Genomic DNA, 19,854 nt, shown 5'->3' with positions numbered 1-19,854 from the left:
GGCCGATCAGGGGGCGGCACCGGATCACGGTTGTGTACCAGGCGGGCAGACCAGTCGCCCAAAGCGGCGACCAGCGGCACCTGCCCAACCTAAGTCCAGGCCAGAAGGGCAAGAGCGGCAACGGAACTCACCGCACACCCCGCGACCAGCAACCGGGTGGCGGCGGCTGGGGGCAGCCAGCGACCCGTGGCCAGCCCGAGCAGCCCCGAGACGACCAGTGGCAGGTACACGGTGATCCGCATGTCAGTCGGTCATCTCACGTAGCAACCGCTGCAACGTCTCTTCATCGTCAGGGGACAGGCGCGAGACGAACTGGGCGAGCACGGCGGCCCGGTCGCTCCTTCGCGACAGCAGGTCCCTCATGGCATCAGCGGTGTGAGCCGCCTCGTCCACCGTCGGCGTGTAGACGTATCCCCGGCCTAAGCGCTCCCGCGTCGCCAGGCCCTTACGTTCCAGCCGGGCCAGCGTGGTCATCACCGTCGTGTACGCCAACCGGCCGCCGAGCTCGGCCTGCACCTCGGCCGGGCTCATCGGCGCCGACGCCGACCACAGCACCGCGAGGACCTCGTCTTCCAGCGCTCCCGCCGGCCGCCTGTCGTTGCGTTCACCGCTGGTCATCTACCAGCCCTCCCTACTTTTATGTACTATCGCGATAGTAGTTACTATCGCGGTAGTAACTCTTGGCGCAATCATGCACCCATGGGAGGCCCTGATGGAACCCGGGCACGCGGAAGTCGAGCAGGTATGGCCACGCGACGGCCACGTTCGTGTGATCGGACACATCGCCGGTGGCGGCACCAGTCCGGCCACGTCGACCGGCACCCTCATCCTCACCGACCGCGATCGCCCCGCCGTGACGCTCAACTGCCCGGCGACACTGACCGGCACCCGATTCGAGGCCTCCTTCGACATCGACCTGATCACCTCGACCTCCCCTCTCGCCGGAAGCCGCAGCCGCCGAATCTGGGACCTGCACCTGACCGTCCCCGGCCGCCCTCAACCACTACGGGTGGGACGCCATCTGGACGACATCCCCAACAAGAAGAAGGTCATGACGTTCCCAACCCAGACCAGGAACACCCCGGCGGGCGCGGTCAGCGTCAAGCCGTACTACACCGTCCAAGCGAACCTGTCGCTGATCTGCCGGCGAGCCGCCAAATGAAGATCCGCTACCTGCTCGCCAACGCCTACGGCGTAGGCGGCACCATCCGCACCGTCATCAACCAGGCGAACGCCCTGGCCGGCGACCACGACGTCGAACTGGTCAGTGTATTCCGCAACCGGGACCAGTCGAAGTTCCCCCTCGATCCCCGGGTCCGGCTGCGTGCCCTGGTCGACCTGCGCGGACCCCGCTGGCGGCACCCGATCCGCACCTGGCTCCGCAGCCGGCCCAGCCAACTGGTCCCGCCGTCGGAGGTGCGCTACGCCACCTTCAGCCAGATCAGCGACCATGCGATCACGCGCTTCCTGCGATCCCTGGACGGCGGGGTGCTGGTCACCACCCGCCCAGCCCTCAACCTGCTCGCCGCCCGCTTCGCCCCACCCCACGTCATCCGCATCGCCCAGGAACACATGTACCTGCGCTCGCATAAACCCGAACTGATCGACCAGATCGCCCACTGGTATCCCCGACTGGACGCCGTCGTCACCCTTACCGATGCCGACGCTGCCGAATACCGCACCATTCTGGACAACACGCCAGCCCGCATGGCCACCATTCCCAACGCACTCACACCAGCCGAGCGCGCGCCTGCCGCCTTGGACGGCAAAATCGTCGTGGCCGCCGGACGCCTCACCCGGCAGAAGGGCTTCGACCTGCTGATCGAGGCATTCGCTGCGATCGTCGAAAAACACCCCGACTGGCAGTTGCGCATCTACGGAGACGGCAAGGAACGCGCCAAGCTGCAGCGCCAAATCCATCGCCTGCACCTGTACAACCACGTCTTCCTCATGGGCGGCACCACCACCCTGGAACAGGAACTCGCCAAGGGCGCGATATTCGTCCTCAGTTCGCGATTCGAAGGCTTCGGCATGGTCCTCATCGAGGCCATGGCCCACGGGCTACCCGCCGTCAGCTTCGACTGCCCCCACGGCCCCGCGGACATCATCACCCACGGAGGCAACGGACTGCTGGTCCCTCCCGAGAATGTCACTGAACTCGCCGCCGCCATCGACTCGCTCATCACCGACGCCTCGCTGCGGCACATCCTTGGCACGTCAGCCAAAGCCTCTGTCACCCGCTACCACATCGACCACATCCGTCGGCAATGGGAACACCTGTTCACCGAACTACACAGGACAAACGATGCGGCTTCGGGGCCTCCCCTCTACACGTGGACACCCTGAGTGCCGAATCATGGTCACTTTTCCATCGATCCGCTTCGGAATCAGGTTTCCATCATGCAATCACCTTTCAGCCCAGCTTATGGGCGCGTTTCTGAGGAGCTATCACTTCCCGCACATCCCGCCGCGATTTCCCGGGCTCGCCATTTCATCCGGTCGATCGTGACCAGATGGCAGCTGTCGGATGTGGCGGACGACGCGGAGCTACTGACATCCGAAATCGTCACCAATGCGGTCCAAGCGATACAGGCCGCTGCGGTATCCGACCATCGCTCGCACCTGGTGGTCGTGCGCGCCCGGCTAACCCAGAAGCACCTGTACGTGGAGGTGTGGGACAGCGTCGGCACTCTCTGGCCTATCTCCACCCCATCCGACGGCACCCTGCCCGCTAAAGAGGACGACATTGCGGAATGTGGCCGCGGGCTGACGTTGGTCGAACTACTCAGCCATGCGTGGGGCGTCATCCCCGGACGTCGCGATGGCAAGGTCGTCTGGTTCTCCATCGCCCTGCCTCGCGCCTGCCAGGCCGTTCCCAATCCGCTCCCCACGGCGACCGCCCCTGTAGTCGCGATCACGGGCAACGCCACGTCCATCGTTCTCCCGCACGGCGTACGCGTGGCGGACGGCCTTCTGGCAGCTGTCCCTGCAGTCATACCGCTTCGCCCCGGGGCGCTCCCCGGTCCTGGACGTACGTGTCGGAGCTGAAACAGGCCGGAGCTCAGGACTCAGGATCTACGGCGGGTGCGCAGTTGCCCGAGGACGGCCTGGGTCTCCGGGGTTGGTTCGAGATCGAGGCTGGCGAGGTGGGCATTGAGATGCTGGGCGCGCAAGCGTGCCTCATCTCGGCGCCCGAGTCCGGTGAGCAGGCGAATGACGGCCGCTGCGGCGGCCTCGTTGATGGGATCGAGCACCAGCGCCTGCTCCATGACTTCCAGAGCCCGCTTGGGTCTGCCTGCCTTCTCGTGGATGCCGCCCAGCTGGAGGAGCGCCCGTACGGAGGCGAGGGTGAGGGGATCTCTGTGATCGAGGTCAATCCATAGATATGGTGCCCCGTCGGCGAGATGCTCCGGCAGACCTCGGCAGCTCTGTCCAGAGCGGCGGCCTTGCCCTCAGAATCGGCAGCCTTTCCGCGCCTCGGCGAGAGCACTCTGAAACTCCCAGAGGCCGACCCAGACGTGCTCCCGGTCCATCCGGTACGTCACGCTTTCCGCTTCGATGAAAGTCGTCACCCTACGATTCGATCCCGTGGCGGCCCACAGCCGCTTGCGCAAGTCGCTGAGCGCGGCATGGAAGCGGTATCCGGCCTGGGGTTGCTCGACGTCGGGCCAGAGCGTGGCGCAGATCTCCTCGCGCATTCGGCCGCCGGGGTGGACCGCGAGGAGTACAAGCATCTCCAGTCCCTTGGCGGTCGGAATGTCGATGGGCTCGCCGTCGACCTCGACACGCACCTCGCCCAACAGGAGCAGGCGGACCCGGGCGGCGTTCGATGCGTTCTGAACCTCGGGGATCTCAGGCTCAGGGGCCTCGGCGGCCTCCTCTGCGGTCTCTGCGGCGGAGTCCTCGTGACCGTGCTGGATGGCGATTCGCCGGAGGAAGGCGATCACCTCCTGCCGTGGGAGATGGAATAGGTCCACACCGTCCAGTTCACCCTCGGCTGTGGCTCGGAAGTCCGCCCCGACTTCGCACCTGGCCCCGGCGAGTTGCTCCCCTAGCACTATCGCGCCGATCCCGAGACGCGGCGCGTGCCCCATGAACGACTCCAGGTATGACGGGTCCCGTCCGGTCAGCCGGCCGACCAGCACCAGGGCCGGGACCAGCTCGTCTGGTCTGCTAGTTCGCAGCTCGGCCAGATCGTTGACCTCGGCGTCCCTCAGCAGTTCGGCGCGGTTGATGTGTTCGCTGGCGATGTGCGTCACCGCATCATCGAAGGTGGGTGCGAGGGTCAGGCCCGGGAGGCGCGGAGCGAGCGTCTCCCGGCTGTCACCGAACAGTTCAGCCCCGTCGTCTCGCGGCACGACGAGTTCAACCCGATGCGCGTCAGCCTGGGCGACGAGGGCCACGAACAGTGCCCGCGCGACGTCCTCGGCTCCGTCTCCACTCAGGCAGAGGTTCAGGCCGGGCAGGTTCAGGGTCGCGGTGTCGCCGGCACGTACGCCGACGTCCAGTGTGGCGGGGGGCTCTGTGGTGAACGAGTCCTTGACCAGGACGTAGTCATCGGGAACCGGGTCGTTGACTTGCCGGTACTCCTCTTCCACCGCCTGTACCGCCGGCTCGGGCTTCGGCGCAGGCACCACCCGTACGGCCTCCGTCGCCTCGGGAACCGGCCGCCGGACGCGTTGCCGAACGCGCCCGGCAGCCAGGGCCACCGCGATTCCCGCCGCGAACGACAGCCCGACTACTCCACCGTTGGGCAGGGCGACGCTCACGCGAGGAGCGGCGGGCGCGGGCAGGCCTGCGGGGCTCGCGGTGATACGAGGTATCGCACTTCCCCGGGGCTCAGTATCGGGAACCGGCTCTTGGGCCTTGGCAGGCTCGGCCGCGGGCGAAGATGCAGGTGATGGTGCCTGCCTCGGCAGTCTCAGGTGCCATCCCACCTCCAGTTGGCCTGGGTTGGTGAGCTGCCCTCCATCCGGTTGAGACCGTCCCTTGTTGAGCTTGAAGATCTCTGCGTATCGCTTGCCGTCCCCCAGGTGTCGCTGGGAGATTTTCGACAGGCTGTCGCCTTCTCGTATAACGACCGAGTCCTCCGCGGCATGAGCCGGTCCCCGCTTATGCCGCGGTTCCAAGCCGGTGGCGTCCGCCGGCATTCGGATCAGCCAGGCGGACCGGATCCAGCCCTCGGAGGTGAAGGTGGCCCCGTCCGCCATCACCCGGCCTTCGTTCAGCTTCACGATCTCCCGATATCGCATGGGATCACCCAGATGCGTCTTGGCGATCTCCCACAGGGTGTCGTGTGGCTTGACCCGATACGTCTTGTGCTGCTGGCCGGCTTCTGCCTTCGCCGAAGCGTCCTCCCGCATGGTCTTCTGTGTTTCCACAGGAGCGGCGGTGACGGTGGATGTGGCGGCAAAGGCCTGTGGAGTTGGGGCGACAGCCGAGATCGCGATCGTGGTCACCAGGTGTGCGGCAAGCCGCTGGAACGGCGTCCGGAGCACGGAACGCTCATGCACGTTCCGTAGACGGCGCACCACCTCGGCGAGCACCGACCAGGTGAACATCAGCCAGCACAGCCATGCCGTGGCCAGCAGCGCGTTCACGAGGAAAGCCGGATCGCCCGGCATGGCCAGCTCCGCCTGCGTAGGGATGTGCGGCGGATCGAGGAAGCCGAGCAGGACAATGGGCGGCCCGACGATCAGCGCCACCAGTGCCAATGCCGAGTAGACGGCGGCAGCGGTCGGTCGATGGCTGTGCATCTACTCTCCCTGCTCGATTCCCTGCAGCATCCGGGCGGAGGCGCTCGCGGTGGCCGTCACGTCGCCGATGAGTGACAGCAGCACGGTCGGCCGGGACACGTTCACCGTGACCCGCAGCGTCCGTCCGCCCGCCATCGCGACGCTCCCCTGGTGTCCCGACGAGGCGAGGTACGCGCGGGCCGCGGCCAGCGCGCTAGCGGTGTCCAACTCGAACCGGCCGCCCTGGGCGTACGCGCGGTCGACGTCGACGACGCCGGCCCCCGCTCGTGCGGCCTCCTCCGCGACCGCGTACGCCTCCCGATAGGCGCGGATTTTCTGCCCGCCGTCCACGACCAGGCCCAGGCACACGAGGGCGGCCAGCATGACGACCACGACGAACCCCGAGATCGACCCCCTGTCACTGTGAAGCATCACCGGTCTCCTCGGGCGCGGTACGGATCAAGGCTGCTCGTGAACCGGCTGGTCAGGACCTTCGAGCCGGGAATGCCGGGCAGGGCGAGGTCGCTGAGCCGCACGTCACAAGTCACCGTCGCGGACACCGTGGCCGACCGTTTCAAAGGAGTGGAGAACCCTCCGGTATCCACCGAGACCATCGGATCGCACTGAAGTCCTTCGCGGGCCAGCGCTGCTCGCGCGCTCTTCAGCGCCGCAGAGCGCGCGGAGGAGGCGTCCCGCGAGATGGACGCCTGCCGGGCGGCGTCGCGGGCCGCCGCCTCGACCGAACCGTGTGCGATGACGATCCGCCCAGCGCCGATCATGGCCACGAGCACGAGGACGAGCGCGGGCGCGAGAACAGCCAGTTCCACCGTCATCGAACCACGCTCGGCGGCTGCCCCAGGCGGAACGCGTACGCATCCTCGCCAACCAGGCCCGCTACGAAATCGAACGCTCATCGAGTGGGGGTCGACCATCGCTCGATGGGTGCGTGTGCGATCTGGGAGACCGTCAGCTTGAGCAGCGGCACCAAGGTGAGTGCCTCGCCTTGCACGGTCACGGACACCGTGCCGCCCGTACGGCCAGCAGTGGCGTGCGCCGAGATCAGAAAGGACCCGCCGACCCTCTGAGCGAACCGCTCGGCGACAAGCGTGCTCGCCGAGAGGTTCGAGCCGTACGCCCGGGCGACCCGTACGCCCTCCTGAGCGGCGGCGAGTGCAACGTTGCAGGCGTGGAACCACAGCGCCGCGTTGACCAGGAGCAAGGTCAGGGTGAGGACCACCGGGTAGAGAATGGCCGCCTCCAACGGCGCCGACCCGCGATCACTTGATTTTCCCCATGTAGTCGTTGACCACCTGCGTGATCTTGGCTGCGACGGCGACGGCCAGCAGGAATATCGCCGCAGGAAGGCCGTGTTAAGCCAGATATAGCTCCAGAGAATGTCCATCTCGACCTGATGTCACCGGGTAGCTATGCCCACCATGGCCACCGCCGTGACCACCATGGCCACCGCCGTGACCGCCGTGGCCACCATGGCCACCGCCGGGACCGACGTATCCGAGGAGGACAGCCGTAGCCGGTGCCGTCATCTGCAGGGCCCCCGTGCTGTCCTCGTGACCGCACGTACTAATCAAGACAACGGCGGCAAGTGCGGCCATCGCGCCACTCTTCCACCGTCCTGCTGTCTGTCCCATGGCTCTGCCCTAGCCCTGAAAGGCCTCTCTTTTATTGTCCCTCTCTCTGTGCAGCGGGGCTACACAACCACGATGATCCTCCTAGCGGCTGAGGCTGGGCCAACCACCGACAGGGCGAACCTCAGGATCAGCGCCGGCAGAATCTCCCAGATAGACTCGGCGATCACCAGTGCCTGCCAAACCAATCACAGCCAACTCCCTCTTGGCACCCCGCGTGACCGTCTTGACCCGGGCGGGTCACCCCCACGTTGTGCACCCGCCTCCCGGGAAAACCCGGTTGCACGACAACCAACCAAATCGGCTCTATGAGGAACCCGAGGCACATCACAGCCTCCATCAATCCCGGCGCGATTCACCCCGGATGCCCAAGCCGCTTCTGATCTCCGCCTCGTCTGCGCACCTCGCCGTGATCGAACAGAGCGGCACATAGACCACGTGGCCGGGCAGCGTGACGGACTGATTAGCAGCGAACGGGAGGAACTGGCCGCGTTGCGGCGGGAGAACCGCCGCCTACGAAGAAACTCGCGCACCCTGACCACCACACCAACGGTGTCCGTCAAAGCGGAACAAGCTCAATTTCCAAGCGTCTCCTATGGCAGAGCCCGCAGAATCAGCGGCGAGGGGGTCGTCCTCTCACCGTACTTCGGGGCCTCGCTGCCTCCCGCACCTCCGCGGGCCGGTGTGCCCGACCCCGCACTGACCTCCTCGCCTGTCCTCGCCGTAGGTGGGGTCGCGCACTTCGGAACGCGCCGCCAGCGCGAGCCGCAACTCACGTCGTACCGAAAGATGGGTCCGCTCTCTGGGACTTCGCGGGAAAGGGACCTCGCTGGAAGCGGTTGCGCCGGCTAGGTCCTGTATCAAAGTCGGTTAGAGCCATTCGTTGAGTGCGGCGATGAGGACCGTGGCTTCGTAGCGGACGGCGAGTTTGTCGTATCGGGTGGCGACGGCCCGGTGGCGTTTGAGCCGGTTGATGCCGCACTCCACGGCGTGGCGCTGGGCGTAGATCTGGGGGTCGAAGGCGGGTGGCCGACCGCCCTTGGATCCTTTGGCGCGGCGGTTGGCGTCCTGGTCGGCCTTGCTGGGGATGGTGGCCTTGATCCCGCGGCGGCGCAGGTAGGCGCGGTTGGCCGTGGAGGTGTAGGCCTTGTCGGCAAGGACGCGGTCGGGGCGGGTGCGGGGGCGCCCGCCGCCCAGCCGGGGCACCCGGATACCGGCGATGACCGCGGTGAACTGCGGGCTGTCGCCGCGCTGTCCCGCGGTCAGCACGATGGCCAGCGGCTTTTGCCCCTGCTCGCAGGCCAGATGCACTTTGGTGGTCAGCCCGCCGCGAGAGCGCCCCAGCGCGTGATCGTCTGGTTCCGGGCCACCCACCCCGCCGGGCGGCTCGGCCTGCAGATCCCCCTTTTCCGGGCACCCGCAGCGTGCTGATGCACACGAGCGATGGTGGAGTCCACACTGACGTCCCAGGTGATCCGTCCCGCCGCGTCCGCCTGCGCCTGCAACGTGGTCAGGATCTGCTGCCAGGTGCCGTCCCGCTGCAAGCGGCGGAACAGCGCATACACCGCCGACCAGGATCCGTAGCAGGCGGGCACATCACGCCAGGGGGCGCCGACCCGTACCCGCCAGCGGATCCCGTCAATCAGCTGCCGCTTGTGAAACAGCGATGGCCGGCCCGACCGTTTCGGCGCTGGTAGCAGCGGCTCCAGTACCGCCCACTGCGCATCGGTGAGGTCGAACCGCCGTGTCACCGCTAAGGTGGCCACGAGGTCTCCGGTTTCAGGTTTTTCTTGGTCGACTAACCACTTACCGGAGACCTCTTATGTTGTCGATCTACGACCTCTCCGACACGTCAACCGTGCTCAGGCACCACCCGGACTTCGATACACGCCCTAGCCTCGGCCTCGTTCGAGGCGGGCGGCGCTGATGATGAAGTCGGCTACAAGCTGGCGGCCGCCGTCGGACATCTCGACCAGGGCTCGGAGTGCCTCGCGGTTGAGACCAGACTCGCCGACTAAAGAGGACGCCACTACCCGGTCGGCTGTCGCCTCGGCCTCCTCGTCGTCCCCGAAGTAGCCGATCGGCACGTTGAAGAACTTCGCCAGCGCCTTCAACGTCTTGAGCTGGGGGTTGTCCGACCTACCCGTCCGCAGCTTCCAGATCGTCGTCGACGACAGTTCCTCCCCCGTCGCCTCCGAGATCGCCGCCGCCGCCTCGAGGTTGTTCTTCGGCGGCCGGTTACCCGCTGGCCAGCGGTTCTGGATCAACCACTCGATCTTGTCGGCGAGGGACCACGTGGTGTTCGCCGCGCTTCGGTCGTCAGCCACTGCTCACCACATCAAGTTGGAGCGACACGCGCCCTGCTTCATCGCTTTTAGTTGACAGTCGGTTACGGAGAGTGCCTATCCTGCTCTCATCATCAACTTGAGTTGATGGAGTCCGCCTCTCCACGCCCAAAGGTTACCGATGCGAGCCACACCGATGCGAGCACCTGACGAGAGCAAAGCTCGTCACGAACAACTCGTCCGCCTCGGCCTGGAGGTCAGCCGTCACCGACCGGCCCGGCTGATCCGCCGCCGCAACGGCCAGTGGGGCCCTCACTGTCGGCAGCGAGACTGTTTACTGCGCGGGCGCCGAAGGCGTCTACGCCTACGTCACCCATCACGGCCTGATCCTCTCCCCCGCCAACGACGAGGGCGTCGCCCGAGCCGCGACCCACCTTGCCGGAGGTGACGCTCGGTGACCCGCAACCTCACCCAGGCCGTCTCTCTGGCCGCCTGCCAGCTGCGGCACCCGGCGAGGCGACGACGAACAACCAGGACTGGCCCTCTGGGACTCCCGCGTCCGTACGCTGCCCGCTTCGCCTGACGATCTCCACCTCCAGCTCGGTCACCACCTCCTGCAAGGTGTCGAGCACTACGAGCCCCGGGTTAGCCGCGTGTAGCGCTTCCTCGCCGAACAGGTGCACCGCGTCTTCGCGCGGCATCAGTACGCGAGCCACGATGTGGCGTCCGGCCAACAGGTCCAGGACCATGGCACGCGTCACGTTCTCCGCGCCCGGGCCGGTGAGTCCCGTCCCGTTCATTGCCGACAGCGCGACGAGGTAGCCCAAGCTCGTCGACTCCTGTTCGAGCATGGAGTCGAGCGTTGAGACGGGCGTTTCATCGTCGGCCCTTATGACAGTGGCCGACTCTGCCGAGGCTTCCACCGGTGGGAACGGCAACGTGTCCCTCACCTCGCTGTGGCGAACCAGTCGATCGCCCTGCCTGGTCAGGCGGGTACGCCGCCACCACATCACAACAGCACCGACGCACTGACGTCGTCGGTGGTAGGCGATGGCGAGCACAAGCAGCGCGGCGAGGCCGGCGGGAATCGTCAGGGGCATCGTCGACGCCGACGACTCCAGCGCGGCGTGTGCTGCGTAGGGAGCCGGCTGATGCTTCTCAGGGGGCGTCGGCCGCAGCGCCGGGGTCCTCTTTGGCCGCGTCAAAGGCTTGGCTGAGGGCGTTCGAGGGTTGATTGCCGTTGGCCGGTGGCCAAGCCCGCGTCTCGCCATCACTTCCTCAGTCACCAGCGGCTTCTCCCCCGTGGCCGTTGCTGCCTGGCTCGCCGCAGGATGGTCTGGCATCCGCCGGTGATCGCGCCGGGGCCGGTTCCGGACGTGATGCTCCTTCGCTTCACCGTCACGGCTTACGGGCGCCGCCGCCTCCAGCTTTTCGGGACTCTTTGTAACCGTGGGAGAAGGTGCGGCGGCTGGAGCAGTTGTCGGCTGCTGTGGAACCTGCGGAAGGCGTACGACCTGTTGGGGCTGCTCCGGGGCCGGTTGGGAGGCCTGCCCGCGCCACGAGTCCCGTACGGCGCGGCCCACGTCGATGTTGTTGCCGGCGAGCCAGTTCTGCACCTCGCGCTGCATGGCCGCGCACAACTTCGTGTTGTCGACGTACCGGCCTGCTGTACCGGTCAGGTGCGGGCACCCGGGCGGCGGGTCCGCCTGAGCCGTCCCCGCCCCGGCCAGCGCTGCGGCGCCTGCCAGCACTCCTGCGGCAGCCGACCGCCACATCGGCGTCCGGCCTCGGAACGGATTGCTGGCTGTCACGACGGCACCCCCGGGTCGATCACGAAGCGAAGATGATCAACCACGATAGGTAGCTAGGCCGGTGCAACAGCGCAGCTCAGAGCCGAGTCGCACGAGCAAAATAACGATCTTCGAGCTACCCATTCCGAGGTGACGCGGACGGTGCCGGAGGACCGGCAGAGCGCCCGGACGAGCGAGGATTCTGGCCGGTATCCGCGCCGAGCGGCCTGGTGACGGGCTGCGGGAAGTCCGCCGCGGCCAGCCGTACCGGAGCACCCGCCGCAGGTGACACCAGGGCGAGGTGTTGGGCCGCCGCTCGTGCCGCGACCGCCTGGGCCATCCTGCCCTGCGCCGTACGGAGTTCGGCCACCGCGGCGACCAGCGCCGCGATGTCGGCAATGAGCGATCCTGCGGACCCCCTCGTCCCGGCAGCGAGCCCTCGCACGGCCCTCCGCAGCTCCAGCCCTGCTCGTGTCGGGGGCGGAATCCGCGCGTACGGCTCTCGCGCGGCGCGGTCGAATGCCTCCGCGGCATTGCGAAGCCGCTGGTCCTTCAGCAGGCGTGCCGCGACGTGAAGCAGGTCGGAGGTCGCCCCGGGCACGTCCGCCGCGCCGCCCGATTCGCCGGCTGTGGCCTCGCGCAGCTGTGCGGCGGCCTGCCGGGCAGCCGTCGTCACCAGCTCCCAGATCTCCCGACGTTCGTCCGCGCCCGTTCCGCCGGGGTGGTGATCGCTTCCGCTGCTCCGCCGCGCGCGGAGTTTCGGAAGAGTAAGGTCGGCGGCGAGCCTGCCACCGCCGAACCACACCAGCTCACCGGCGCGGTTGCGATGTTTCGGCAGCGCCACCGCGTACCCCGTCACCTCGCCTGGATTGCGCTGGCTCATCCGCTGCCGCACCAGCACCCCGGCGGCTTCCAACGACCGGAAGAACTCCTCTTCCGAGGCCGCTGCGGCGGCTGCGGTGACGACGTGCTGCCGTAGCACCGTCCGCGGCACCTCGTCCCACTCGCGCCGCCGGGTCTGTTCCGTCTCGCTGCGGGTCGGCCGGCGCGCCGCCGTCCGGTCCCCCGGGGCCGTCAGGCGCAGGGCGTACCGGCGCTCGACGGCTTGGCAGGCTTCCCGTACGCGGTAGAAGTCGTTCCAGGTCCGGGGCTTGGTGCCGTCCTGGCGGGCGAGCGTAGCGACGATATGGATGTGGTCGTCGGCGTGCCGCACGGCGACCCAACGCACGCCGTTGTCATCGTCCGCCAGCGCAAGACCGGTGCGGGTCATGATCTCCTGGGCGACCTGCGCCCACTCGCCTTCGCTCAGGATGCGGTCCTGGCGTGCGGCACGGGCGACGCAGTGCCATACAGGCTCGGCGTAACCCCGCTCCCCCAGCGCGGCCAGCGGCTGGTTGAGCAATCCGATCAGATTCCGGAAATCCCGCCCGCCTTCCGTACGGAGCGACGGCTCCAGCTCGGCCGGATGCCGCCACCCGGCAACGATGTGCGGGTTGACGTGCTCGTTGGCCCGGCCCGGGCCGTACAGGTAATACAGCAACCCGCCGACGCGGCGCCCGCGCATCACCTTTCCTATCACCGGATCGCCTTCCGGACGCCTTCCGCGATTCCGTCCAAGCGCTGCACCGCCCGCAAGCACGCGGCGGCGTACGGAACGAGGTTGCCGGGTTCGGCGCCGGTCGCGCTGAGCGCAGCGACGGCCTGGTTGAGGTTGACCCCGATGCGGCGCACCTGGCCGGCGGCGTGCATCAGCTCGATCAGAGCCTCGCGCAGCGGGTCGGGCATCGGTGGGTTCACCATCCGCGCCGCCGCCAAGGCCGCCTCTGCCGCGTACGCCCCCTGCGCCAGCCCAAGGCGTTGCGCGGCCATGCGGAAGTCGGCGTACTCCTCATCGGTCAGCACGAACTTCACCACGTGCGGCCGCGGCACCGCCTGGCGTTGGCGCCGCCGCTGCCGCACCTTGCTGGACCCCGTGCTGGACCCTGCGCCCTCTCCCCCATCGGACATGCTCGTGACCGCTCCCCCGACGACCGCGCCCGGTCGCAATCGATCAGAACCCACCCCATATCAGTGGCGGGAGTGGGCGGTTCTGATCACGAATGTCCCCCGCTGCATCCCGCCGGATGCAGCGGTAATGGGACATTACGAATATCCTGCTCCTCCCGCCCTGCGGGCCTCAGACTGCGGGTGCAGCGCCGTGCACCGACTGCCGCCATTCCAACGCCTCGGGCACATCGCGGTACTCCAGCAGGTGCTGGCCGGCGATCTTCTCCAGCAGGTCGCGGACCTCCGCTGGTGTGGCGTAGAAGAACTCACGGCGAGTGTTGACCTTGTTGACCCGCCGCTCGCGCAGTTCGTCGTGGAGTCGGCCTTCGAGGGAGACGGCGTCCTCGCTGAAGATCAGCGCGCGGGTGTCGAACTTGAACGGCACCGAGGCGTCCCCCAGCTCACGCACCCGGTCCTCGGGCTCCAGCCGCCGGGTCATGCCGATCTTCACGACGTTCTCACCGAACGCGCCGATATTGGAGATCACATACACATAGCCCGCCCGGATGTCGGCCTCGCGCGCCTCCACATCGGCGACCGCGGCGCCGATCTCCTCCAGCTTCGCCTTCAGCTCCTCCGCGCCCGCCGTGTCGCCGTTCGCCAGCTGCGCGCGGACCTGTTCCTTTTCCTCCTCGACCTTGGCCAGGTAGTCGGCGGTCAGCTGCAGCTCGTACACCCGTAAGCGGTGGTAGTCGTCGCCGACGTGGATGTGCATCGTCTTGCCGAGCTTGACGATGGCCTCGCCGGCCTTGCTCAGCCGGTCGATCGCCGACTGCAGCTTGTACGGCCGCATCGTGCGTACGCAGTTGTCGGCCTCGGCGTTGTAGGCGCGCAGCATCAGCTTGGAGAAGTCCCGCACCATCCGCCGCCCCTCGGCAGCGGAGCCGTTGACCGTCCAGTTCGTCGCACCCAGCACCGCCTGCCCGGCGCGGGCCATACTCCTGATCTTGTCCTTGACCTCGGCCAGCTTGGCCTTGTACGCGACCGCGTCGCTGAGCGGATGCTGATACTCATAGACGCCGGCCTCCTGCAGCAGGGCGACGTCCTCGGTCTGCACGATCTGCGCCTCGATCTCCTGCAGCCGGTGATCGGCGTCCTCGATCGCCGCCTGCAATCGGACCTGTTCCGCGCGCAGTTGCTCGGTCGCGGCGGTGATCTGCATCGCGTCCAAGCCGCCGAGCCGCTCGACCCACTCCCGCAGCTGGGCGTTCTCCGCTTCCAGCCGCTTCTTGCCACCGAACAACCCGCCGCCGGAACGTTCCGGAACCGGAACTACGGGAGCCTCACGCACCGGCATGACGTGACGACCGTTCGGCCCAGTATGAGCAGGTGCAGGCGGCGGAACGGGTGCGTGAGCGGGCGTGGCGTCGGCCACCCAGAACTGCCAGCCCGCCGGGGGCGGAGGCCAGAACGGGTCCGGCTGCCATCCAGGAGGAGGCCGCCATCCAGAAGGCGGAGCCGGCCACCCCGGCGGCGAGTTGAACCGGTACTCCGTCATCAGCGCCCTCCCTCGCGTCAACCCGGCTGGTCACCGGTCGAGAAGGAGGACGGCCACCTGATAACGGCGGTGCACGGACATTCGGCGGCCACAGGCAACTGTGATCGAACCGTGAGCACGGGACGCGTCAGGCAGAAGCGGCACGCACGCCTGGCTGCCGGGGTTGGCTGGCAGGCAGCACGGCGAACGTGGTCGAGCGAGGCGATACAGCGAACCGGAGGGGCACCGTGGATCAACCGGCCGGAGTTCCAGATTCTAGAGCGATTCCGCCTCACGCACCGACAAAATCGGCAACAATGCGCTTGCAAGATATTGCAAAGAGTAATCAGCGCACGAATGACGGCGACCTGCGAGGTAACTCCCAGACCGCCGTCAGTCACATCCGCACTGCTCTGAAGGATATTGAGGCGGCGTGAACCACCCCTGGGTCATCTACCTGCGAGCATGCCTCGCCGTTCGGATACAACGCGCACGAACGGCCCCCACACGCGGAGCCTCCGCCGTCGAGTGGGTCATCATCACGGCCATCATCGCCGGCGTCGCACTGGGCTTGGCCACCCTGATCAAGACCGTGGTGGAACAGAAGCAAGGCGAGATCCAGCAGACCCTCGGAGGCGGCAGCACAGGTGCGTGACCCCGAACCTCAGGTCGGCCATCATGCGGGGTCGGTCAGCGACCGCCGGGCCACACCGCCGCCCTGCAGGCACCCCATTTCACGCGCTTGTCCGTACCGATCTGTCCCTGACAGAGCTTGAAGACTTTCACCGATCCGAACAGGGAACTGTCGGTCCCGCAACCGCCCTGCGGCGCCCGCACCTCGAACGGCTTTCGCGCATCGATGGGATTGTCGTTGTGCCAGACAGCCTTGTAAGCCAGGTTGTCCACCTTGGCATCGCACACTTTGATCATCGACCGATCGGCGGGCACTGTCACCCGACCGTCACCGAAGGCATCGTTCCATCCGGGCGTCCCCGCCAACGCCGCTCTGGCCGAGCCCAGAACCAGCGCCCCGACGACCAGCGTGACCGACACCCACCCTGCTCGCGATCTCATACATCCCCCCGATAATCACTCGCAGGGAATCACTTTATGTAGTCGATCTAGCACGTCAAGCACTTCCGTGGCCGTGTCTATGGGGCAAGGCTCTGGACGGTAGGCAGCGCCTCAAGGATCCGCCTGCCCTAGGGCGGGCAGGTCATTCGGGCAGGATGACGAGGCGTTTGGGGGCGTGGAACAGCCAGTCCTCGGTCACCTCGACGCCGGTCAGCAGGGTGGCGAGGGCCAGCCCGCGGGCGAGTCCGCCGGGTGAGCCGTGTGAGTGGTCGTAGAAGCGGCACAGCCACTCCTCGGAGAGCATGTCGTCTTCGGGCTGCTGCAACGACCTCAGATAGCGGATCTCGGCGCCGTCCCGCCAGACCTCGATCGTGGTGTCCACGATCATGTTGGTGGCGATGCTGACGGCCGGGCCCGGTGAGCTGAGCGGACTCCACAGCTCCTCGGCTGCAGGGTCGAAGCTGATGGCGCTGTAGACCACGACGCCGGCGCTTCCCGGCGGTCGGCCTAGCCAGAGTGCGGTATCCCCGAGGGATGGGCCGACGTCCATGTACTCGCCCTCGTCCGCAAGCGGGCAGCCGGCCGGGTCCAGGCCTAGCCGACGGATGGCGGTGTCCTCGTCGATGCCCGCGACGAACGCGAAGCCGTCGCCCTCGCCGCAGTAGGTCTCCCAGGAATCGTACGCGGCGACGAGGGCGTCCGCTTCCGCCTGCAGACGCAGCAGGCCGGCGTCGGTGGCGGGAACGCCGGGCAGAGTGGCGAACAGTCCAGCCAGCGGCCCGGTCAGCGCGATGTCCCCGGCGGAGCGCCCGGCGACGACCGGCCGCCAGGGGTCCGCGTGGGCCCGCAGCAGCGCGGCGACCGCGTCCCGGTGCCCTCGGCACACCGCGGACCACAGCGGCGTCCCCCACACGCCGGACGACTCCACGTCAGCCCCGTGCGCGACGAGCACCTCGATCGCCTCCGCGACGCCCTCGTAGGCGGCCTCGTGCAGGTCGTCGTCCAGCGTGCGCGGATACCCCTGGTGGCCGCCACCCGCAAGCCGGCGCCGGATGCCCTCGGGGTCGAGTCCCCGCGCCGCCAGATACTCAGTCCTTCTGCTCACAGCATCCCCACTCACGCACAGCCGGATGAAGATCCAATCATGCCCAGAGACCGTCAGATCCGGTAGGAGTGATAGGCGCCTCGACAGGTAAGATCAGGGCCTTGAAGTGACGGGTGTGTCTCCCGCCCGGACGAGGCCGTTGGAGCGCTGCTCCGGTCTCGGTGCCGCGTGTCCTTCCACGTCTCAGGAGAAACGGCATGTTCATGACCCGACCAGCGCCACGCGGTGGAGTGCGGCATCAACCGCCTCAAACGCCGCCCGTTGTCGCCACCCGCTACGAGAAACTCGCCGTGCGCTACAAAGCCACCATCTGATCGCCGCGATCGACGAATGCCCTAACCGACTTCGATACAGGCCCTAGGCGAACCGAGTGATAGCTGACCCGCAGCGTTGGGGCTGCTTCAACGGGAGCGGTCGCGTGGAGGAAGAGTCACGGCGGCACGCGCCTCATCCCGCCCCGTCTGCCGCCTCAGAAGCTTTGGGTAGGTGGAAGGCCAGGCCGGATACCCGGCCTGCTTGAATCACGGTCCGCGTGTTGCACTCCGCCAGTGATCGCATTGCGTACTTCCCTTAAGGGCCATACCTCCGGCGTATCCCTTCCGCTGCGGAGGCCGACGCTCCTGTCAATCTTGCGACCACGCTGGGACCGTACCGAGCCGACCTGGACCGGCTGCACCGTGACTATCGCACCGCAATCGCCTGGGCCGCCCTGGCCCACGGCGTAGTGGCTGAGGCCGAGCGCCAGGAGCTCGACCTCGTCGCCACCCTTCGGCTCCATCTGCCGCGCTCGAAGCCGTCGAGGACGCCCTGACTGATGCGGCCAGAGCTCCCAGCGCCCGACGACGGTTCGAACTGCTGCGGGTACTCTCGTCGTCTTCGCCCGGATGCCTGGGTGAGCCTGAAAGCGAATGCCTTTACGTCGTAGATCAAAAATAACCCCTGCTTGTTAGCTACCCGTTTGAACATTCGCGTCCCGCACCGACGTCGATGAGCCGGAACACGCGACAGCCTGCGGCAATGCCAGTCAGCGGGGTGTCGGCAACTGACGGCTCATCCGAGCAACAAACGAGCAACGAGAAACAGAAAAGCCGTGATCACCCTTGCGTGATCACGGCTCCGACCTGCTAGAACAGTGTCGGGACGGCGGGATTTGAACCCACGACCCCTTGACCCCCAGTCGCGTTTTCGCGTTCATTCGGCTCCCTCACTCCCGGGAGTGCAGTCGCTACTATGCAGGTCAGAGGCATGATTTTCATGCCGAGCAGTACCGGGAGATGACGCCGACTGACGTCGGATCCGATGACACAGCGATGACACGATCATGGGGGTCGGAATGGGCTTCTCCCGCAAGCGGATCGACAGCAGGGGCCGGGTTCGCTATGCGGCGCTCTATCGAGACCTGCGCGGTGAACAGCGGTCCGCAGGCACCTTCGGCAGCAAGCGCGAGGCCGACAAGGCCTGGCAACGAGCCGAGGCCAAGCTCGACGAGGGGCGCGCCGGCAACCCGGCTCGGAGCAAGCAGACTTTCCGGCGGTATGTCGAGGAGGAGTGGCTACCTCATCACGTCATGGAGGCCACGACCCGCGAGGGCTACACGTACTCGATCTACGCGCACATCATGGACTGGTTCGGGCCCATGCGCATGATCGAAGTTTTGCCCAGCGACGTCCGGGCGTGGGTGAAGGACCAGCAGGACCGCGGCCTCTCCCCCGCCACCATCCGGCTCAACAAGTCGATCCTCAGCGGCATCTTCACAACGGCACTGAACGATCAGGTCACCGCACTACACCCATGCAAGGGCGTTAAGACACCGACCGTGCCGAAGAAGCCGCTACGCATCGTCTCCCCTGAGGAGTTCGACAAGCTCTACTTCGCACTGCCCACCGAGGAAGCTCGGCTCCTGGCCGAGACCGCCATCGAGAGCGGCATGCGCTGGGGCGAGCTCACCGAGCTCCGCGTCAAGGACCTCGACGTGCTCAGCCGGATCGTCACGGTCAGCCGGACGGTCATCGAGATTAACCCCAAGCATCATCCAGAAGGAAAGCGATTCCTGATCAAGGAGTACCCGAAGGACCGGGAGTTTCGCCGCTTCAAGCTCAGCCCCCAGATCACGGCGAAGCTCACGCAGCACATCGAAGACAGCAAGCTGGAGCGAGACGACCTGCTCTTCGTCTACGAGCCCGAGGAGTCCGCGCCGCAGCCCAAGGTGGAGCCTGCAGAGCACCTGGGCTTGACCGAGCCGAACGCTGCCGGACGGCGGTATCGGCATGGCACGCTCAGCGCGTACTCCGCGGGCAAGTGCCGCTGCGCGCACTGCAAGAACGCCTACGCGGTTTATCGCGCCGAGCGTCGGTCCTCCGGCAAGGACAACCCCCGCCGACCACGCCGCTGGGACACCGACGGGCATATCCCCCGTCGCTGGTTCCGCGACCAGATCTGGCGGCCGGCGCTTGCCGCCTCAGGTCTGGAGTTCAAGGTCAAGATGCACGACCTCCGCCACGCCCACGCCTCGTGGCTGCTGGCCGGTGGCGCCGACCTTCAGGTGGTGAAGGAGCGCCTGGGCCACGGCAGCATCTCCACCACAGAGAAATACCTCCACACCCTCCCCGACGCCGACGACACCGCCCTCGATGCCCTCGCTCGGACCCGCGCCCGATCTCGTCGTTAGCGAGACCGCCGCCATCGGGTCCGTCCAG

Annotated in this window: 19 protein-coding genes; 5 read left to right on the top strand and 14 right to left on the bottom strand. The window is 67.2% G+C overall.

The window, feature by feature from the left end:
- Nucleotides 1–243: 243 nt before the first annotated feature.
- The gene (locus ACIBK1_RS33300) at nucleotides 244–618 is read right to left on the bottom strand and encodes a BlaI/MecI/CopY family transcriptional regulator (protein ID WP_396739647.1); all 375 of its coding nucleotides are present in this window, start codon (nucleotides 616–618) and stop codon (nucleotides 244–246) included.
- Nucleotides 619–712: 94 nt separating this feature from the next.
- Between ACIBK1_RS33300 and ACIBK1_RS33295 the strand changes: the two genes are divergently transcribed.
- The 3 genes from ACIBK1_RS33295 to ACIBK1_RS33285 are packed head-to-tail and all read left to right on the top strand — an operon-like array spanning nucleotide 713 to nucleotide 3,048.
- Entirely contained in the window at nucleotides 713–1,162 is a 450-nt protein-coding gene (locus ACIBK1_RS33295; protein WP_396739645.1) for a hypothetical protein, read from the top strand.
- Nucleotides 1,159–2,346, top strand: a complete 1,188-nt coding sequence (locus tag ACIBK1_RS33290) for a glycosyltransferase family 4 protein (RefSeq protein ID WP_396739643.1) — start codon at nucleotides 1,159–1,161, stop codon at nucleotides 2,344–2,346. Before ACIBK1_RS33295 ends, ACIBK1_RS33290 begins: the two co-directional genes overlap by 4 nt.
- Nucleotides 2,347–3,048, top strand: a complete 702-nt coding sequence (locus ACIBK1_RS33285; RefSeq protein ID WP_396739641.1) for an ATP-binding protein — start codon at nucleotides 2,347–2,349, stop codon at nucleotides 3,046–3,048. It begins immediately after the preceding gene.
- Between the two features lie 20 nt (nucleotides 3,049–3,068).
- On the opposite strand, the gene ACIBK1_RS33280 is transcribed toward ACIBK1_RS33285, so the two are convergent.
- The 11 genes from ACIBK1_RS33280 to ACIBK1_RS33230 form a co-directional block, all read right to left on the bottom strand.
- Nucleotides 3,069–3,377, bottom strand: coding sequence for a bacterial transcriptional activator domain-containing protein (locus ACIBK1_RS33280; protein WP_269321801.1), 309 nt, complete (start codon nucleotides 3,375–3,377; stop codon nucleotides 3,069–3,071).
- 75 nt (nucleotides 3,378–3,452) lie between these two features.
- On the bottom strand, nucleotides 3,453–5,756 hold the full coding sequence (locus ACIBK1_RS33275; RefSeq protein WP_396739639.1) for a LysM peptidoglycan-binding domain-containing protein: 2,304 nt from the start codon (nucleotides 5,754–5,756) through the stop codon (nucleotides 3,453–3,455).
- Entirely contained in the window at nucleotides 5,757–6,167 is a 411-nt protein-coding gene (locus ACIBK1_RS33270; RefSeq protein WP_396739637.1) for a pilus assembly protein TadG-related protein, read from the bottom strand. It abuts the gene before it with no gap.
- A complete protein-coding gene (locus ACIBK1_RS33265) occupies nucleotides 6,167–6,568 on the bottom strand; it encodes a TadE/TadG family type IV pilus assembly protein (protein WP_396739635.1) in 402 nt (133 codons plus the stop codon). The genes ACIBK1_RS33270 and ACIBK1_RS33265 overlap by 1 nt, the downstream gene beginning before the upstream one ends.
- Nucleotides 6,569–6,645: 77 nt before the next feature.
- Nucleotides 6,646–7,137, bottom strand: coding sequence for a TadE/TadG family type IV pilus assembly protein (locus ACIBK1_RS33260; RefSeq protein ID WP_396739633.1), 492 nt, complete (start codon nucleotides 7,135–7,137; stop codon nucleotides 6,646–6,648).
- Nucleotides 7,138–8,251: 1,114 nt separating this feature from the next.
- Nucleotides 8,252–9,132 (bottom strand): IS5 family transposase gene (locus ACIBK1_RS33255; RefSeq protein ID WP_396739677.1). Its coding sequence is split into 2 segments (ribosomal slippage): nucleotides 8,252–8,755 and nucleotides 8,758–9,132, totalling 879 coding nucleotides; the frame shifts between segments, so codons are not numbered across the junction.
- 141 nt (nucleotides 9,133–9,273) lie between these two features.
- Nucleotides 9,274–9,708 (bottom strand): XRE family transcriptional regulator, encoded by a 435-nt coding sequence (locus tag ACIBK1_RS33250; protein ID WP_396739631.1) that lies wholly within the window; start codon nucleotides 9,706–9,708, stop codon nucleotides 9,274–9,276.
- A 425-nt stretch (nucleotides 9,709–10,133) separates the two neighbouring features.
- Complete coding sequence (locus ACIBK1_RS33245) at nucleotides 10,134–10,952, bottom strand: hypothetical protein (RefSeq protein ID WP_396739629.1); 819 nt, start codon at nucleotides 10,950–10,952, stop codon at nucleotides 10,134–10,136.
- 640 nt (nucleotides 10,953–11,592) lie between these two features.
- On the bottom strand, nucleotides 11,593–13,020 hold the full coding sequence (locus tag ACIBK1_RS33240; RefSeq protein WP_396739627.1) for a relaxase/mobilization nuclease domain-containing protein: 1,428 nt from the start codon (nucleotides 13,018–13,020) through the stop codon (nucleotides 11,593–11,595).
- Between the two features lie 11 nt (nucleotides 13,021–13,031).
- Complete coding sequence (locus tag ACIBK1_RS33235) at nucleotides 13,032–13,463, bottom strand: plasmid mobilization protein (protein ID WP_396739625.1); 432 nt, start codon at nucleotides 13,461–13,463, stop codon at nucleotides 13,032–13,034.
- A gap of 169 nt (nucleotides 13,464–13,632) precedes the next feature.
- Nucleotides 13,633–14,793 (bottom strand): DUF4041 domain-containing protein, encoded by a 1,161-nt coding sequence (locus ACIBK1_RS33230; protein ID WP_396739623.1) that lies wholly within the window; start codon nucleotides 14,791–14,793, stop codon nucleotides 13,633–13,635.
- 619 nt (nucleotides 14,794–15,412) lie between these two features.
- On the opposite strand from ACIBK1_RS33230, the gene ACIBK1_RS33225 reads away from it, so the two are divergent.
- A complete protein-coding gene (locus ACIBK1_RS33225; RefSeq protein ID WP_142575038.1) occupies nucleotides 15,413–15,634 on the top strand; it encodes a hypothetical protein in 222 nt (73 codons plus the stop codon).
- 35 nt (nucleotides 15,635–15,669) lie between these two features.
- On the opposite strand, the gene ACIBK1_RS33220 is transcribed toward ACIBK1_RS33225, so the two are convergent.
- The gene (locus ACIBK1_RS33220; protein WP_396739621.1) at nucleotides 15,670–16,032 is read right to left on the bottom strand and encodes a hypothetical protein; all 363 of its coding nucleotides are present in this window, start codon (nucleotides 16,030–16,032) and stop codon (nucleotides 15,670–15,672) included.
- A gap of 163 nt (nucleotides 16,033–16,195) precedes the next feature.
- The gene (locus ACIBK1_RS33215) at nucleotides 16,196–17,158 is read right to left on the bottom strand and encodes an ankyrin repeat domain-containing protein (RefSeq protein WP_396739619.1); all 963 of its coding nucleotides are present in this window, start codon (nucleotides 17,156–17,158) and stop codon (nucleotides 16,196–16,198) included.
- Nucleotides 17,159–18,491: 1,333 nt separating this feature from the next.
- Between ACIBK1_RS33215 and ACIBK1_RS33210 the strand changes: the two genes are divergently transcribed.
- Nucleotides 18,492–19,826, top strand: a complete 1,335-nt coding sequence (locus ACIBK1_RS33210) for a tyrosine-type recombinase/integrase (RefSeq protein WP_396739617.1) — start codon at nucleotides 18,492–18,494, stop codon at nucleotides 19,824–19,826.
- Nucleotides 19,827–19,854 lie beyond the last annotated feature (28 nt).

Origin of the sequence: Microbispora rosea (assembly GCF_044460045.1) — a bacterium.
Classification (GTDB): Bacteria; Actinomycetota; Actinomycetes; order Streptosporangiales; family Streptosporangiaceae; genus Microbispora; species Microbispora rosea.
Note: the sequence above shows the minus strand (reverse complement) of the source record. Positions and strands in the feature narration are given on the sequence as shown.